Origin of the sequence: Fodinibacter luteus, from assembly GCF_039541575.1 — a bacterium.
Lineage (GTDB): Bacteria > Actinomycetota > Actinomycetes > Actinomycetales > Dermatophilaceae > Fodinibacter > Fodinibacter luteus.
This window is the reverse complement of the sequence record NZ_BAABGM010000015.1, coordinates 110,444-125,930: the sequence shown is the minus strand read 5'-3', so window position 1 is coordinate 125,930 and position 15,487 is coordinate 110,444. Positions and strand designations below refer to the sequence as shown.

At 75.8% G+C, this 15,487-nt stretch carries 12 protein-coding genes; 4 read left to right on the top strand and 8 right to left on the bottom strand.

All coding sequences use genetic code 11. From position 1 onward, the window contains the following. The gene (locus tag ABD899_RS12450) at nt 1-972 is read right to left on the bottom strand and encodes an acyl-CoA thioesterase (protein WP_345206412.1); all 972 of its coding nucleotides are present in this window, start codon (nt 970-972) and stop codon (nt 1-3) included. Nucleotides 973-1,111: 139 nt separating this feature from the next. Further along, nucleotides 1,112-2,587 (bottom strand): MocR-like transcription factor YczR, encoded by a 1,476-nt coding sequence (gene yczR, locus ABD899_RS12445; protein WP_345206410.1) that lies wholly within the window; start codon nt 2,585-2,587, stop codon nt 1,112-1,114. Between the two features lie 62 nt (nt 2,588-2,649). On the opposite strand from yczR, the gene yczE reads away from it, so the two are divergent. Beyond that, the gene (yczE, locus tag ABD899_RS12440; RefSeq protein ID WP_345206407.1) at nt 2,650-3,408 is read left to right on the top strand and encodes a membrane protein YczE; all 759 of its coding nucleotides are present in this window, start codon (nt 2,650-2,652) and stop codon (nt 3,406-3,408) included. Here yczE and ABD899_RS12435 read toward each other — a convergent pair. Together ABD899_RS12435 and ABD899_RS12430 are read right to left on the bottom strand one after the other, a co-directional pair. Beyond that, a complete protein-coding gene (locus ABD899_RS12435) occupies nt 3,386-4,339 on the bottom strand; it encodes a polysaccharide deacetylase family protein (RefSeq protein ID WP_345206404.1) in 954 nt (317 codons plus the stop codon). The two genes, yczE and ABD899_RS12435, sit on opposite strands and share 23 nt — an antisense overlap. Nucleotides 4,340-4,564: 225 nt before the next feature. After that, nucleotides 4,565-6,778 (bottom strand): RecQ family ATP-dependent DNA helicase, encoded by a 2,214-nt coding sequence (locus tag ABD899_RS12430; protein ID WP_345206402.1) that lies wholly within the window; start codon nt 6,776-6,778, stop codon nt 4,565-4,567. Between the two features lie 121 nt (nt 6,779-6,899). Between ABD899_RS12430 and ABD899_RS12425 the strand changes: the two genes are divergently transcribed. Continuing rightward, nucleotides 6,900-8,582 (top strand): serine hydrolase domain-containing protein, encoded by a 1,683-nt coding sequence (locus ABD899_RS12425; protein ID WP_345206399.1) that lies wholly within the window; start codon nt 6,900-6,902, stop codon nt 8,580-8,582. Here the strand turns inward: ABD899_RS12425 and ABD899_RS12420 are convergent. Continuing rightward, nucleotides 8,528-9,976: a serine hydrolase domain-containing protein gene (locus tag ABD899_RS12420; protein ID WP_345206397.1), complete on the bottom strand. Its 1,449-nt coding sequence runs from the start codon at nt 9,974-9,976 to the stop codon at nt 8,528-8,530. The genes ABD899_RS12425 and ABD899_RS12420 overlap by 55 nt on opposite strands. A 234-nt stretch (nt 9,977-10,210) precedes the next feature. Here ABD899_RS12420 and ABD899_RS12415 point away from each other — a divergent pair, with 234 nt between their 5' ends. After that, nucleotides 10,211-10,672: an acyl-CoA thioesterase gene (locus tag ABD899_RS12415; protein WP_345206395.1), complete on the top strand. Its 462-nt coding sequence runs from the start codon at nt 10,211-10,213 to the stop codon at nt 10,670-10,672. Then, nucleotides 10,669-11,352: a DUF8010 domain-containing protein gene (locus tag ABD899_RS12410; protein ID WP_345206392.1), complete on the top strand. Its 684-nt coding sequence runs from the start codon at nt 10,669-10,671 to the stop codon at nt 11,350-11,352. The genes ABD899_RS12415 and ABD899_RS12410 overlap by 4 nt, the downstream gene beginning before the upstream one ends. Here ABD899_RS12410 and ABD899_RS12405 read toward each other — a convergent pair. The 3 genes from ABD899_RS12405 to ABD899_RS12395 form a co-directional block, all read right to left on the bottom strand. Further along, nucleotides 11,334-12,719 (bottom strand): MFS transporter, encoded by a 1,386-nt coding sequence (locus tag ABD899_RS12405; RefSeq protein WP_345206390.1) that lies wholly within the window; start codon nt 12,717-12,719, stop codon nt 11,334-11,336. The two genes, ABD899_RS12410 and ABD899_RS12405, sit on opposite strands and share 19 nt — an antisense overlap. A gap of 98 nt (nt 12,720-12,817) precedes the next feature. Then, nucleotides 12,818-13,630 (bottom strand): glycerophosphodiester phosphodiesterase family protein, encoded by an 813-nt coding sequence (locus ABD899_RS12400; RefSeq protein WP_345206388.1) that lies wholly within the window; start codon nt 13,628-13,630, stop codon nt 12,818-12,820. Between the two features lies 1 nt (nt 13,631). Then, a complete protein-coding gene (locus ABD899_RS12395; protein ID WP_425474967.1) occupies nt 13,632-15,443 on the bottom strand; it encodes a glycoside hydrolase family 13 protein in 1,812 nt (603 codons plus the stop codon). Between the last annotated feature and the right edge of the window lie 44 nt (nt 15,444-15,487).

Below are 15,487 nucleotides of genomic sequence, written 5' to 3'. Positions count from 1 at the left end.
TCAGGGCTGGGGGAAGCGCATCATGCCTTCCTGGGCGACGGTCGCGATGAGCCTTCCGTCGCGCGCGAACATCCGCCCGATGCCGAGCCCCCGGCCGCCCTGGGCCGACGGGGAGTGCTGCGCGTAGAGCAGCCACTCGTCCGCGCGCGCGGGCCGGTGGAACCACATCGCGTGGTCCAGGCTCGCCACGCGCAGACCGCGGTTCGTCCACGCCTTGCCGTGGCGCCGGAGCACCGACTCCAGCAGTGAGTAGTCGGAGGCGTAGGCCAGGACGGCGTCGTGGACGAGGGGCTCGTCCGGCAGCTCGCCGATCGCCCGCATCCACACCCGCTGGTCGGCCACCCGGTCCGACGCCGGGGCGACGAAGAGGTTGCCCTCGACGTGCCGCTGGTCGATGGCGCGCTCCGTCGCCATGTGACGGGCGCCGGGGTGGTCGACGCCCGCGAAGATGTCGGCGAGCGAGGCGACCGTGAGGGGGTCGGGCGCATCGGGCATCTCGTCCTGGTGGTCCAGACCCCGGTCGGGCGCCTGGAACGACGCGCTCATCGACAGGATCGGCTTGCCGTGCTGGATGGCGTGCACCCGCCGGGTCGAGAACGAGCGTCCGTCGCGCATCCGCTCGACGCTGAACGTGATCGGCTGGGTGTCGTCGCCGGGGCGCATGAAGTAGGCGTGGAGGGAGTGCAGACGGCGGTCCTCCTGGCCCTCGACGGCGCGCACCGTGCGGCCGCTCGCGACCACGCCCTGCGCCAGCACCTGGCCGCCGAACACCCTTCCGTGCGGCTGCTTCTGGCTCTGCCCGCGGAAGAGGGTGATGTCCTCGGCGAAGACGTCGGGCAGCGGCACCGGGGCCTCCCCGGCGAGGGCCCCGGCCGTCGACAGGGGCTGGACGCTCACCTGCGCCGAGCCCAGCTCCTCGAGGTCGAGGGTGGCGAGGAGGTCGAGGAGGGGGGCGGGCTGCTCGGTGGTCACCGTCGCAACGATAGCCAGCCGGGGGCCTGCTCCCCGACCCGCCGCGGTGGATGCCGGCTGCGCGCCACCGCGCGACCCACACCACGAGTGCGCGGCCCGCGCCACTCACGCCACGAGCGGTCGGCCGGTACGGCGCGACTCACGCCACGAGCGGTCGACCGGTCCGGCGCTCACCCGTTCGGCCGGCCGTCCGGCGGGCGGTGCCCCGGCCCGTGGTGCGCACGGACTCCAGCGCCCCGGCGAGGCGATCCACGGCCTCGACCATGACGTCCGGGCGCAGGACGTAGGGCAGGCGCACCCACCGCTCCAGCCCACCGACGACGGCGAACCGCGGACCGGCCGCGACAAGGAGTCCGGCGTCCTCGGCGGCGATGGCGACCGTCGTGGCGTCGAGCCCCTCGGGCAGCTCGCACCACAGCGAGAGCCCGCCGCGCGGCACCCGGAACCCGAGCTCCGGCAGCCGGGCCCTCAGGGCGGCGACGAGTGCCTCCCGGGAGGCGCGGAGGTCGCCGCGCCGCTCGGGCGTGAGGCCGGGCGCGGCCCGCATGAGCTCCAGGAGCACGAGCTGCTCCAGCACCGGCGCCCCGAGGTCGGTCGTCACCCGCGCCTCGACCAGAGCCGGGAGGACCGAGCGCGGCGCCCGCATCCACCCGGTGCGCAGGCCCCCCCAGTGCGACTTCGACGAGCTGCCGACGGACACGGCGCGGGGGTCGTGGGCGGCGAAGGGCACCGGCAGGACGCCGGTGCCGTCGAGGTCGACCTCGGCGATCGTCTCGTCGACGACGGGCACCGTCCCCGCCGACCGCAGGGCCCGGGCCAGCACGGCCCGGTCCTCGTCGGCCATGAGGGCACCGGTGGGGTTGTGGAAGTCGGGGATGAGGACGGCGGCGGCGGCTCCGGCCGACCGGACCGTGCGGGCGGACTCCGCGACGTCCCACCCGTCGGGGTCCATCGCGAGGGGCACGAGCCGTGCCCCGCCGCGGCGCAGGGCGTCGACGGTGTTGGGGTAGGTCGGGTTCTCGACGATGATCCGGTCGCCGTGGCCGAGCAGCGCGCGAAGGACGATCCCGATGCCCGCGACCGCTCCGGAGGTCACCAGGACCTCGTCGGGGCTGGTGGGGAGCCCGCGCGCGGTGTAGCGGTCGGCGATGACCTCGCGCAGCTCGGGCATTCCCAGGGTGAGGTACCCGGCCCCCGTGAGGTGGGCCGGCAGCTGCTGCACGGCCCGCTCGTACGCCTCGAGGACCCCGGCCGGGGCTCGCGTCGCCGCGCAGGTGAGGTCGATGATCCCCTCGCCGGCGTCCGCGGGGAAGAGCGAACCCGCTCCGCGCGGGCGGGCCCCCGAGGGCAGCGTCGCGACCGATCCGGACCCCCGCCGCGAGGTGAGGTAGCCGCTCTCGCGCAGGACGGCATACGCGCGGGTGACCGTCGTGCGGCTCACGTCGAGGGCGGCCGTCAGGTCGCGCTCGCTCGGCAGCCGGGTGCCGGCGGCGATCCGTCCGTCCGCGACGGCAAGGCGCAGTGCGTCGGCGAGGGCCCGGTATGCCGGTCGGCCGGGTGCAAGGGTCCCGACGAGCCGGGCGGTGCGCGCGGCGGAGACGGTGGGCGTCGGCATGTGGCCACTATTGCAGGATTGGCCATCGAAGTGAAGGCCACTTCCGGGGCAGGATGGTGCCCATGACCCCCATCAAGCTGCTCCGCCGCGGTGTGCAGCGCCGTGTCGAGCTCGTGCCGATGAACCCCGTCGAGCAGCTGCGCGCGGGTCGGCTCGCGCACCGGGTGACCCAGCTGCTCGCCGGGCTCGTGCTCTTCGGCGTCTCGATGGCACTACTGCTGCGCGCCGACCTCGGGCTCGAGCCGTGGGGGGTGCTGCACTACGGCCTCATCCAGCACATCCCCCTGTCCTACGGCGTGATGAGCATCGTCGTCTCCTTCGCGGTCCTGCTGCTGTGGATCCCGCTGCGGCAGTGGCCGGGTCTGGGCACGGTGCTCAACGCCGTCGTCATCGGCCTCGCGATCGACGCGACCCTCGCCCTCGTGCCGCCCGTCGAGGGCCTGGGCTGGCGGGTGCTCGTCATGCTCGTCGCGATCGTCGGCAACGGTGTCGCGGGCGCCATGTACATCGGAAGCCAGCTCGGACCAGGGGCGCGCGACGGGCTCATGACCGGGCTCGCCCGGCGCACCGGCCGCTCGATCCGCCTCGTCCGCACCTCGCTCGAGGTCACCGTCGTCGTCGTCGGCTTCCTGCTCGGCGGCATCGTGGGGGTCGGGACGGTGCTCTACGCCCTGCTCATCGGGCCGGTGGTCCAGCTCTTCCTGCCGATGCTCACGGTCCGCGTCGAGCGGCCGGCGCCCCGGTCGCCCCGGGTGCCACGCGAGCCCGCCGAGGCGGCGGGGCCGGTCGCGGCCGAGGTCACAGGACCTGCGGCAGGCTGACGAACGAGTAGCCGGCCTCCCGGAGCCCGTCGATGACCGCGGGGAGCGCGTCGGCGTCGAGGGTCGTGCCGTCGTCGGGGTTGGCACCGACGTGCATGAGCACGATGAGCCCGGGGCGGGCGGCGCCGAGCACCCGGTCGCGCACCCTCGCGCTCGTCATCCCGCCGCTCGTGCCCTTCCAGCCCAGGCTGTCGACGCTCCATCGCACAGCGACGTAGCACTCCTCGTTGACGAGCCGGATCGTGCGGTCGTCGCGCGCCCCGAACGGGAAGCGGAACCACGGCGCCGTCGTGCGGCCCGTGACCGAGCGGATCGTCGCGGCGCCGTCGCGGACCTCGTCGACGACGGCCGTCGACCGCAGCGTCGTGAGGTCGGGGTGGTTCTCGGTGTGGTTGCCGACGGGGTGGGCCGCGGCGATCGCCCGGGCGGCGGCGCGGTGGTCGCGGGCGAAGTCACCGGTGAGGAAGAAGGTGGCAGGCACCCCTTCGCGGGCCAGGGTCGCGAGGATCGGGGCCACCGCCGCGTCGCTCGCGCCGCCGTCGAAGGTGAGCGCCACGACCCGCCGGCTCGTCCGGACGACCTCGACGTCCTCCCCGAGGTGGCGCCCCGCGACGGTGCAGGCCGGGTCGGTCGCCGGGACAGGGGGCGCGACCGGCCGGGTCGGTGCCGGCCGGGTCGGAGCCGGCCGGGTGGGGGCCACCGGTGTCGCCGGTGTCGTGGGTCGGGTCGTCGGCGACGGGGATGCCGTGCCCGGCGGCGGCGTCGTCGTGCTCGGCGGGACCGTCGGGATCGTCGTGGATGCCGTCGACGTGGCATTCGGCCGCGGGGTGGGGGTCGGGCTCGGGGCGGCGCCGGGCGTCGACGGGCCACAGGCCGCGAGCCCCACGAGGAGGGCCGCGACGGCGGGCCCAACCACACGGCTGCCGGACATCGTCGCCTCCACCCTCATCGTCACCCCGGGACGTGCCCCCGTGGTGGACGTGTGGCGCACGGATCAGAGCGGGCGCGCAGCCGCCGCAGTGGACGGCCCGCTCGCCGGCGACGTCCGGTGCCGGGGCACCCCTGCGGCGGCCCGGCCCTCAGCCGTCGACCGCGAGCCGACGGCCCGCTCGCCGGCGACGTCCGGTGCCGGGGCACCCCTGCGGCGGCCCGGCCCTCAGCCGTCGACCGCGAGCGCGAACGGCAGCACCCCGGGCGCCCCGGCCAGGCGTAGGGCGCGCCCGGCCACGGTGAGGGTCCACCGCGACGAGACGAGGTCGTCGACGAGCAGCACCGGGCCACGAAGGCCGACGAGGGCCCTCGCGAGCTCGGGGCCGACGACGAGACGCTCCCAGACGCCGGCGAGCCGGAACGCGCTGTTGCCCCCGGCCTCCCCGGTCGGGCCGCCGTGGGTGAGGTCGAGGCCGCCGAGCAGGGGCAGTCGCCCGATCTCGGCGAGGCCGGCCGCGAGGGAGCGCACGAGGGCGGGGTGCGCGCGGGACGGCACGGCGACGACGCCGACGGGGCGCTCGGCCCAGCCCCACTCGGCGAGCACCGGCACGCAGGCACGCAGCAGCTCGGGGCCCGCCGGGGTGTCCTCGCGCAGCAGCTCGCGCAGCCGCTGGCCCCACGCGAGGTCGGACAGCCGGGCCAGGGCCCGGCCCGCGAGGATCGACTCCTCGACCGGGATCCGGCCCTTGACGGGAACCCCGAGCCGGTCCATCCCCGTGGGCCACTGCACCCGCGGGTCGAGGTCGACGCCCGCCCGGGCGAGGCGCTCGCGAGCGGCCCCGACGACCCGGTCGGGCACCTGCGTGGGGTACCACGGTCCGGCGCAGCCGTCGCAGCGACCGCAGGGCACGGCGGTGTCGTCGTCGAGGGTCTCCTGCAGGAACGCCATCCGGCAGGCGTCCGTGCGCTCGTAGTCGACCATGAGCTGCTGCTCGTGGCGCCGGGCGGCGGCCACCCGCTCGTAGCGCTCGGCGTCGTAGACCCACGGCACCCCGGTGGCGACCCAGCCACCGGACACCCGCTGCACCGCGCCGTCGACGTCGAGCACCTTGAGGAGCAGCTCGAGCCGGGTACGTCGCACGTCGACGGCGGTCTCGAGCGCGGCCGTCGACAGGGGGCGGCCGGCCTCGGCGAGGGTGCGCAGCACCGCCTCGGCCTGCTCCTCGCGCGGCATCGACACCGACGCGAAGTACGACCAGATGTCGCGGTCCTCCGGGCCGGGCATGAGCAGGACGTCGGCCCGGTCGGTGGCCCGCCCGGCGCGCCCGACCTGCTGGTAGTAGGCGACGGGCGAGCTCGGTGCGCCGAGGTGCACGACGAAGCCGAGGTCGGGCTTGTCGAAGCCCATGCCGAGGGCCGAGGTCGCGACGAGGGCCTTGACCTCGTTGCGGCGCAGGGCGTCCTCGAGGCGCTCGCGGTCGGCGGGGTCGGTGCGGCCGGTGTACGACGCGACGGGCAGCCCGGCATCCGACAGCGCTGCCGCGACGTCCTCGGCGGCCGACACGGTGAGGGTGTAGACGATGCCGCTGCCCGGCAGCTCGTCGAGGTGGGCGACGAGCCAGCCGAGGCGCTGCTCGGGCGACATCGAGCGCAGCACGCCGAGGCGCAGCGAGTCGCGGGCCAGCCCGCCGCGCACCGTGAGCACGGGGCGCCCGCCGACCTCGAGCTGCTCGACGACGTCGGTGACGACGCGCGCGTTGGCCGTGGCCGTCGTCGCGAGCACGGGGGTGTCGGCCGGCAGCCCGGCGAGGAGGTCGCGGATGCGTCGGTAGTCGGGACGGAAGTCGTGCCCCCAGTCGCTGACGCAGTGGGCCTCGTCGACGACGAGCAGGCCGCAGCGCCGGGCGAGGTCGGGGAGCTGCTCGTCGCGGAAGCGCGGGTTGTTGAGCCGCTCGGGGCTGACGAGGAGCACGTCGACGGCGTCGTCGGCGAGGGCGGCCCGGACCTCGTCCCAGTCCTGGGCGTTCGCCGAGTTCATCGACACCGCGCGGATGCCGGCCCGGGCCGCGGCCGCGATCTGGTCGCGCATGAGGGCGAGGAGCGGGCTGATGATGACCGTGGGGCCGGCGCCCTCGGCGCGCCGCAGTGCCGTCGAGACGAAGTAGACGGCCGACTTGCCCCAGCCGGTGCGCTGCACGACGAGCACCCGTGACCGGTCGGCGACGAGGGCCGAGACCGCCTCGAGCTGGCCGTCGCGGAAGTCGGCGTCCGGGTGCCCGACGAGCCGTCGCAGGGCCTCGCGGGCTCGGTCGGTGAGCTCGGGCGCGGGGGAGGAGGGCGCGGGCGCGGGGGAGGAGGGCGCAAGCGCGGGGGAGGAGGGCGCGGGCGCGGGGGAGGAGGGCGCGGGAGGTGCGAGGGCGGCATCCGTCGGGTTCGTCATGGTGCGACCACCGTATGCCGGGTGGCCGACAGCGCCTGCGCGTCGTCCACAGGGCCCCACCGTTGACACCATCGAGCGCCACCCCCGACGCTGGAAGGCCCCGGGGCAGGAGGGAGGGCCGATGGTCGCCGCGCCCGCAGCCGCGTCGGGGCTCGTGCCGCGAGCCCGGACCATTGCCGGTCTGCCCCTCGTCGTGCTGTTGCTCGCCCTCGGCCCCGCAGCGGGTGCCGGCCCTGCCGCGGGTACCGGGGCCGCGGTGGATGGCGGGACCGCGGTGGATGCCGGGATCGTCGCGGATGCCGGGCCCGTCGCGACCGCGCCCGGCACCGCGCCCATCCGCGCCCCGGGCCCCGTCGTCGACGAGCAGCGCCTCGCCGCGGTCGAGGCGTACCTCGAGGAGGAGCGGGTGGCGCTCGGCGTCCCGGGGATGGCCGCCGTCCTCGTCTCCGGGGGCGAGCCCGTGCTCGAGGTGGGCCTCGGCACCGCGGACGACGTCGGCACACCGGTGACGCCGACGACGCCGTTCCTCATCGCGTCGCTGTCGAAGTCGGTGACCGCGCTCGCGGTGGCCCGCCTCGTCGAGGACGGTGCGGTCGACCCCGACCTGCCCGTGACGACCTACCTGCCCGAGCTGGCTCCCGGCGGGGACACCGTGACCGTGACCGACCTGCTGAGCCACCGGGCGGGTCCGACGACCCGGGACGGGCTCGACTCGTTCTCGGGCGGCACCGGGTCGACCCTGGAGGGCAACGTCGAGCGGCTCGCGGACGAGCTGCGGCCGTCGGCGTTCGCGTACACGAACGCGGGGTACGACGTCCTCGCCCTGCTCGTCGAGCGGGTGTCCGGGCGCGACTACGAGGAGTTCCTCGGTGCCGAGGTGTTCGGGCCGCTCGGGATGACCGCCTCGACCACCGACCCGGGCGTCGCGCAGGAGGCCGGGCTCGCCCTCGGTCACTACCGGTGGCTCGCGCTCGGGTACCGGCCGGAGCGACCGCGCATGCCCGACGGGATGGTCGGGTCGTTCCGGATGTTCTCGAGCGCCCGCGACCTCGGGCTGCTCCTCGCGGCCCACCTCGGCGAGGCGCCCGCGTTCACCGCGGCCTCGTGGGAGTGGCTGCACACGGGCGCGGACACCGGCTCCGGGAGCGGCTACGGCGGCGGGCTCGTCGTCCTCCCCGCCGACCCCGCGGCGGACGACCCGCTGCTGCAGCGAGAGGTGCTCGCCCACGACGGCGCGTCCCTGGCCTACCGGTCGATGATGTGGATGGTGCCCGAGGACGACCTCGGCTTCGTCGTCCTGGCGAACGCCAACGACACCACCGACGAGGGCCAGCTCGTCCGGGTCGCGTACAACGTCCAGCGGCTGCTCCTCGGTGTGCCCCTCGCCGAGCGCGAGCCCCCGCCCGACCCCCTGTACCGCTGGGGCAAGCAGGCCCTGGCGCTGCTCGTCGTCGTGCAGGTCGGTCTCGGGCTGGTCGCGCTGCGCGCGGTGCGTCGGCGCTCGGGAGGTGGGCGGTGGCGCCGGGTCGACCGCGTGGTGGTCCTGCTCGCGGGGCTCGTCGACGTCGCGGCGGTGATGGCCTTCCTCGTCGTCGTCCCGGCGCTCGTCGACACACCGGTGCGCGTCGTCCTCCAGTCACCCGACCTGCGGCTCCTGGCGACCGTCGCGGTGCTCGCGGCGGTGCTCGGGGTCGTGCGCCTCGTGCTGCTCGCCCGGTCGCGGCCGACCCGCCCCCGGTCGTCGACCGCTCAGGCCCAGCCGGCCTCGTCCACCCCGCCCGGGACGTCCGCCGTCGGGTCGTAGGGGGTGCGGGTGAAGCGGAACGAGGCGAGGTCGAGGTGCGACACGGACCCGTCGCGCCGCCGGACCACTCGCAGCGGCTCGCCCGCGTGGTAGCCGTCGAGACCCTCCCAGACGTCGCCCCCCACCCGCCGGAAGCGTGACCCGCGGCCGGCGCCGGGCTCGCCGAGGACGAGGTGCTCACCGACGACCGTGGCCACCTCGACGGCCGGTCCCCAGTGCCACGTCCCGACGAGCTCGAGCAGGCCGGCATCCCCGCCCGCCGACCACGGCTGGACCGGCGCCGGCTCGTGCGCCGCGAGGGTCGCGAGCAGGTCCGAGGCGAGGGTCCGGGTGGCGGGGCTCGACGTCGTGTTCGTCAGGAGCACGACACCGTCGCCGGCCGCCCCGCCGGCCGCCCCGAGCGAGCCGGATGCCGTGCCGTCGCCTCCCGAGGGCCGCAGGCCCGCCGCCGCCCCGCCCGCCGGCACGCCGGCATCCAGCCGCACCCTCAGGGCCGCGAGGAAGCCGGGCATCGACCCGCCGTGACCGGCGTACCGGGCCCCGGCGACGTTCCACACCTGCCAGCCCAGGCCGTGCGCTCCCGTCCAGGGCTGGCCGGGGTCGTCGACGACGTGGTGCGGCTCGAGCATCTCGGCGAGGGTCTGCTCCGACAGCAGCCCCTGGGTCGCACCCCCGAGGAAGGCCGCCCACCGGGCGAGGTCCTCGACGGTGGTCCACAGCTGCCCGGCGGGCGCCATGGCCCCGGCGTCGTGCTCCGGCTCGGGGAGGAGCACGTCGGCGAAGGGGTGCACCGCCAGCCCGTGGGCGGCCGCGCCGGCCGGCCGCGTCGTGGTGCGGCTCATCGCGAGGGGCTCGAGCAGCTCGTCACGCACGACGTCCGCCCACCCGCGGCCGTGGTGCACCTCGAGCAGGCGGCCGAGCGCGGCGTACCCGACGTTGGAGTAGTGGAAGCGCCGGCCGCCCCGGAAGCGCTGGCCGACCGGCCCGGCGACGAGCGCCTCCCAGTCCCCGCCGGGGCTCCGCTCCCACCACGGGCCGCCGGTCTCGGCCTGCACCCCGCCGGCGTGCGTGAGCAGCTGCTCGAGGGTGACGTCGTCGAGCGCGGAGCCGGGCACGTGCGCGCCGAACCGGTCGGTGAGGTCGAGCCGCCCCGCGTCGCGCAGGCGCAGCACGCACACCGCGACGAACGTCTTCGTGATGGACCCCATCCGGTACTGCGTGTCGGCGTCCGCAGGACGCCCACCCGCCCGCCCGTCGACGGTGCCGACCGCTCCGCTCCACACGAGCTCGCCGCCGCGCACGAGCCCGGCGGCGACGGACGGCAGGCGTCCGTCGCGCTGCGCCGTGGCGAGCAGGTGGTCCAGGCGGGTCGTCGTCGAGGCGAGCAGCGGCATCGGCCCAGCGTAGGCCCGCCCGTCCGACGCCCCCCGCAGCGCGGCCGACGCCCCGCAGCGCGACGTCCGCCCGCAGCGCGACGTCCGGCAGGTCGGGGTCCCTGACCCCCAGGGTGCCGGACGTCCGCGTGGGGGGGTCCGGGGACGTCCGGCAGGTTGGGGCCCCTGACCCCCGGGGTGCCGGACGCAAGCGCCGAGCGCCCGGGGCGGCGAGGGGCTGAGAGGATGGTCCACATGCCAGACGCCGCCGTGCCCCAGCCCTACCGCGTCGAGGTGCCGTTGCGTTGGTCCGACATGGACGCCTACGGCCACGTCAACAACGTCCAGTACCTCCGGCTCCTCGAGGACGCCCGCGTCATCGGCTTCCGCGTCTGGTTCCCCGACCGGCCCACGCTGCTCGACGAGGGCATCGTCGTGTCGCGGCACGCCATCGAGTACCGCGCCCCGCTGACGTACCGCCCGGAGCCCGTCGAGGTCGACATGTGGGTCACGCACGTGCACGGCGCCGGCTTCGACCTCGGGTACACCGTGCGCGACCCCGAGGGCGTGGGCGAGCACGTGTACGCCGTCGCCGAGACCGGGCTGGTCCTCTACGACTTCGCGACGGCCCGCCCGCGGCGGCTCACCGCCGAGGCCCGCGAGCAGCTCTCCGCGCACCGAGGGGAGCCGGTGCGCTTCCGCTGGGCGAACCGGTGAGCGAGGTCCTGCGGCTCGCCGACCCGCAGTCCCTCGCGGACCTCGGCCGGTTCGCGGCCCGGGCCCGCGCCGTCGACGACGAGGGTGCGATGCGCCTCCAGGCGGACGGCGGGGTGCTCGCGGCGTGGGTCGGCGTGCTGCCCGGCACCGGCATCCTCGCCGAGGGCACCGTGCTCGGCCTGCGCACCTTCACGCTCGCCGAGGCCGCCGAGGTCGACGTCGTCGTGCCACTCGGGGCCGTCACCGACCGGACGGCCCGCGACGTCCTCGGTACCGATCTGCCGCTGCCGCCGACCCGGGCGCTCGCGCCCTGGTCCGCGCTCACCCCACCGCGCGGGCCGTGGGAACCCGCCGGGACCCTCCCCGGTGACCTCCTCGCCGCCGTCGCCCGCGACGGGCTGGCGGAGGTCTCGGATGCCGTGCGCGAGCGGGGTGCCGCCGCCGGGTTCGTGCGCGACCGGGTCTGGGCCCGTGACGTGCTCGAGGCGGCCGGCCCCCACCCCGACCTGCTCGCCGCCGCACCGGGCGGGATGCCGGGTGGCGAGGTGGCCGTGCGGGCCGGCGGGGCCTTCGCGGCGTACGCCCTGGGTTTCCTCGCGCCGGGGGAGGACGTGCGGGTGTTCCGCTCCAACCGGTGGACCCGGCTCACCGCGGCCGGGGGTCACGTCCTGATGCGCTGACCCGCCGGCACGACGACGGCGGCCCCGGCGGCGAGCCCGAGGAAGATCGCGGCGAACAGGGCGTCGTCACGGCCGGGCACGTGGCGGGCGGCGAACAGGGCCGTCGCCGCGGCGATCCCGAGGACGCTGCCGAGGACGTCGGCGAGCTGGAGCGACGACGACGCCTCCCCGTGCTCCTCGACCGGGCTCAGCTCGAGCGACAGCACCGTCGTCGTCGTGACGCCCAGGCCCATCGCCACCCCGGTGAGCACGAGGGCGAGCGGGACGAGCCACCACGGGAGGCCGAACCCCGCGACCACGGCGACGACGGCGAACCCGGCGGCGAGCAGCGCGCCCCCGATCTCGACGAGGCGGTACCGGGGCAGGTGGAGGGTGTCGTGCCCCTGGTACCAGGCCCCCGCCGCCCAGCCGACGGCACCGACGGCGAGGGAGAGCCCGGCGGTCTGCAGGCTCAGCCCGCGCTGACCGACGAGGAAGAGGGGCACGTAGGTGACGCCGGCGTAGAAGGCCCCCGTGAGCAGGGCCCGCGACAGCATGACGCTCGGCAGCCCACGCGCCATCCGCCACGTGCCGCGCGGCACGAGGAGCGGCGCGACGAGGACGACCCCGACGAGGCCGGCGAGGGCCAGCCCGGTCCTCGGGGACAGGTCGAGGACGAGCTCGTGCGTGCCGACCTGCACCGCCCCCGCGGCGAGGGCGATGCCGACCCCGGCCCAGGCCGCCCTGACGTGCGCCGCGTGGTCGCGGCCAGACACGGCGACGCTGAGGCTCGCCGCGTCGACCCGCCGGCGCGCGTGGGCCAGGGCCGCCATCGTGACGAGCACCGGTGGCACGACCCCCCAGAACACCCACCGCCACGACAGGTGGGTCGTCAGCCACGCCGAGACGGGTGCGCCGAGCAGCGACGGCAGGACCCACGCGGCCGACACGTACGTGAACAGCCGCGGTCGGATCGACTCGGGGTAGAAGCGTCCCGCGATGACGTAGAGCATGACGACGAGCAGCCCGCCGCCGAGGCCGGTGAGCGCCCGCCCGGCGAGGAACACCGGAAGCGTCGACGCGAACCCGCAGACGGCCGACCCCGTGGCGAGCAGCGCCTGCCCGGTCACCGCCCCGACGAGGGGGCCGGAGCGGTCGGACCACACCCCGGCGAGGACGATGCCGAGCAGCTGCGCGGTGAGCATGACCGAGAACGCGAAGCCGTAGGAGCGCACGGCGTCGAGCTCGCGGGCGACGGTCGGCATCGCCGTCGAGACCGCCATCGACTCGAACGCGACGATGGTCACGAGGGCCAGGACCGACAGGGTGACCTCGAGGTAGCCGCGGCCGAGGGGGCCGGGGGCACGGGGTGAGGACGCGTCGTCCACCCGCTCCACGGTAGTGCCGGGCACCACGTCGTGCCGACCTGTCGTCGCGCGCCTCACCGCGCTGGGCACCACGTCGTGCCGACCTGTCGTCGGGCGCCTCACCCCGCCGGGACGAGCGGGTGGCCCCGCTCCGCGAGGACGTCGCGCAGCACGTCGATGTGGTCGGTGACGATCCCGTCGACCCCGAGGTCGAGGAGCCGGTGCATCTCCTCGGCGTCCTCGCGCGACCAGGCGTGGAACCACACGTGGACGTGCTTGCCCAGCCCGTGTGCGCGCCGCACCAGCCCGGGGGTGACGAGGGTGACCGTGCGACCGGCCACGGGATGGGTCGCGGGGATCTGGAGCACCGGCGCCGGGGTGTGGAACATCCGGCTCACGAGCGCCGGGGTGAACCGCAGGAAGGCGGTGCCGACCTGGCCCGCGGCGGTCGCGACCCTCGGTCCGAGGGCGGCGCGGGCCGCCCGCAGCCGGCGCTCCGAGAACGAGCCGATGCACACCCGCTCGCTCGCCCCGTGCCGCTGCACCTCCCGGACGGTGGGCGCGAGCGCGGCGTCGGACTTGATGTCGATGTTGACGCGCACCTCTGGGAACTCCTCGAAGAGCTCGGCGAGCAGCGGGATCGGCTCGCTGCCGCCGATCCGGGCCTCGCTCACCGCGTCGTAGGGCAGCGCCGCGATGGCTCCCTCGGCATCCGACACGCGGTCGAGCACGCGGTCGTGGAACGCGACGAGGTGCCCGTCGCTCGTCGCGTGCACGTCGGTCTCGAGGTAGCGGTAGCCCATCGCGACGGCCCGGCGGAAGGCCGCGATCGTGTTCTCGAACCCGATGTTCGGGGCGTACCCCGCACCGCCCCGGTGGGCCAGGGCGAGCGGGGTGGGGTGGTCGAGGTAGGTGAAGTCGGTGGCGCGCACGTCACTCCCGCGGCAGGCGGACCCAGGCGGTCGTGTCGCCGGGGAGCGAGCCGTCGTCGTCGAGCGGGGCCGAGCTGATGAGGACGTCACCGGCCGGGAGCGCCACCGGGGCGTCGCCGAGGTTGGTGACGACGAGCAGGGTGCGCTCGCCGTCGCCCGAGGTGTTGCGGAAGGCGACGACGGTCGACGACGTGAGGGCGTCCCACTCCAGGCTCCCGTGCCCGAAGCGGTGCTTGCGGCGGTACTCGAGCAGGGCGCGGTAGAGCTCGAGCGTCGAGCCCTCGACGCCGACCTGCTGGTCGACCGCGAGACCGGCGTACGCGTCGGGTTGCGGCAGCCACGGGTCGGACCCCGGGCCGAACCCGAGGCTCGGCGCGTCCCTGACCCACGGCATCGGGACCCGGCAGCCGTCGCGGCCGGTCACGGCGCCGTGGGTGCGGTGGAACGTCGGGTCCTGGCGGTACTCGTCGGGCATCGTCGTGTGCTCGGGGAGCCCGAGCTCCTCGCCCTGGTAGACGTACGCGCCCCCGGGGAGCGCGAGCATGAGCGCGGTCGCCGCGCGCGCCCGGCGCAGGCCGAGCTCGGCATCCGGCTGCGGGTCACCGGCCCGGATGCCGTTGGGCCGCGGACGGCTCTGGTCCAGGCCGAGGCGCGACGCGTGGCGCACGACGTCGTGGTTGGACAGCACCCACGTCGTGGGCGCGCCGACGGCGTCGTTGGAGCGCAACGACGACTCGATGACGGTCGTGAGCGCGGTGGCGGCCCAGTGGGCGTCGAGGAAGTCGAAGTTGAAGGCCTGGTGCATCTCGCCGGGCCGCACGTAGCGGGCCAGGCGCGACTCGGGTGTCACCCAGGCCTCCGCGCACAGGATGCGGTCCGGCGAGCCGTAGGAGTCGAGCACCTCACGCCAGCCGCGGTAGATCTCGTGGACGCCGTCCTGGTCCCACATCGGGGCGGCGCCGGTGGCGGTGTGGTCGAGCACCTGGCCGTCGGTGGACCGGATCGCCTCCGCGTCGCGCCCCACCCCGGTCGGGCCCGTGTCGGCGTCGACCTCGTCGTAGAGGCCGACGGGGCCGTGCCAGTCGGGCAGTCCCTCGCGCTTGACGAGGCCGTGCGCGACGTCGACCCGGAAGCCGTCGACGCCGCGGTCGCACCAGAACCGCAGGATGTCGTGGAACTCCTCGCGCACCTCGGGGTGCTGCCAGTTCAGGTCCGGCTGGGTGACGTCGAAGATGTGGAGGTACCACTGCCCGGGCGTGCCGTCGGGCTCGGTGACCCGCGTCCACCCGCGGCCGCCGAAGACCGAGGGCCAGTTGTTCGGCGGCTCGTCGCCGCCCGGACCGCGGCCCTCGCGGAAGACGTACCGGTCGCGCTCGAGGCTGCCGGGGCCGGCCGCGAGGGCGGCCCGGAACCACGCGTGCTCGCTGCTCGTGTGGTTGGGCACGAGGTCGACGAGGACCTTGAGGCCGAGGTCGTGCGCGGTGGCGATCATCGTGTCGGCGTCGGCGAGGGTGCCGAAGCGCGGGTCGACGTCGCGGTAGTCGGCGACGTCGTAGCCGGCGTCGTTCATCGGCGAGACGTAGAACGGGCTGAGCCACACGGCATCCACGCCGAGGTCACGCAGGTACGGCAGCCGTGCCGTGATGCCGGGCAGGTCGCCGATGCCGTCGCCGTCGGCGTCGGCCCACGAGCGCGGGTACACCTGGTAGATGACGGCGTCGCGCCACCACGGTGCCTCGGGGGAGTCGGCCGGGTGGACGACCTCGCCGGGGGCGGTCACGTTCTCGAGGGTCGGTTCGCTCACCGGCACCATGCTTCCGTACACCGTGTCATGTCACGAAATGCGCGGCCCGGCAC

What these genes read in the sequence shown, in the direction of transcription:
- ABD899_RS12425 (WP_345206399.1), top strand. Translation starts at nt 6,900, where the DNA reads ATGGTCGCCGCGCCCGCAGCCGCGTCGGGGCTCGTGCCGCGAGCCCGG.
- ABD899_RS12430 (WP_345206402.1), bottom strand. Translation starts at nt 6,778, where the DNA reads ATGACGAACCCGACGGATGCCGCCCTCGCACCTCCCGCGCCCTCCTCC.
- yczE (WP_345206407.1), top strand. Translation starts at nt 2,650, where the DNA reads ATGACCCCCATCAAGCTGCTCCGCCGCGGTGTGCAGCGCCGTGTCGAG.
- ABD899_RS12435 (WP_345206404.1), bottom strand. Translation starts at nt 4,339, where the DNA reads ATGTCCGGCAGCCGTGTGGTTGGGCCCGCCGTCGCGGCCCTCCTCGTG.
- ABD899_RS12415 (WP_345206395.1), top strand. Translation starts at nt 10,211, where the DNA reads ATGCCAGACGCCGCCGTGCCCCAGCCCTACCGCGTCGAGGTGCCGTTG.
- yczR (WP_345206410.1), bottom strand. Translation starts at nt 2,587, where the DNA reads ATGCCGACGCCCACCGTCTCCGCCGCGCGCACCGCCCGGCTCGTCGGG.
- ABD899_RS12395 (WP_425474967.1), bottom strand. Translation starts at nt 15,443, where the DNA reads ATGGTGCCGGTGAGCGAACCGACCCTCGAGAACGTGACCGCCCCCGGC.
- ABD899_RS12420 (WP_345206397.1), bottom strand. Translation starts at nt 9,976, where the DNA reads ATGCCGCTGCTCGCCTCGACGACGACCCGCCTGGACCACCTGCTCGCC.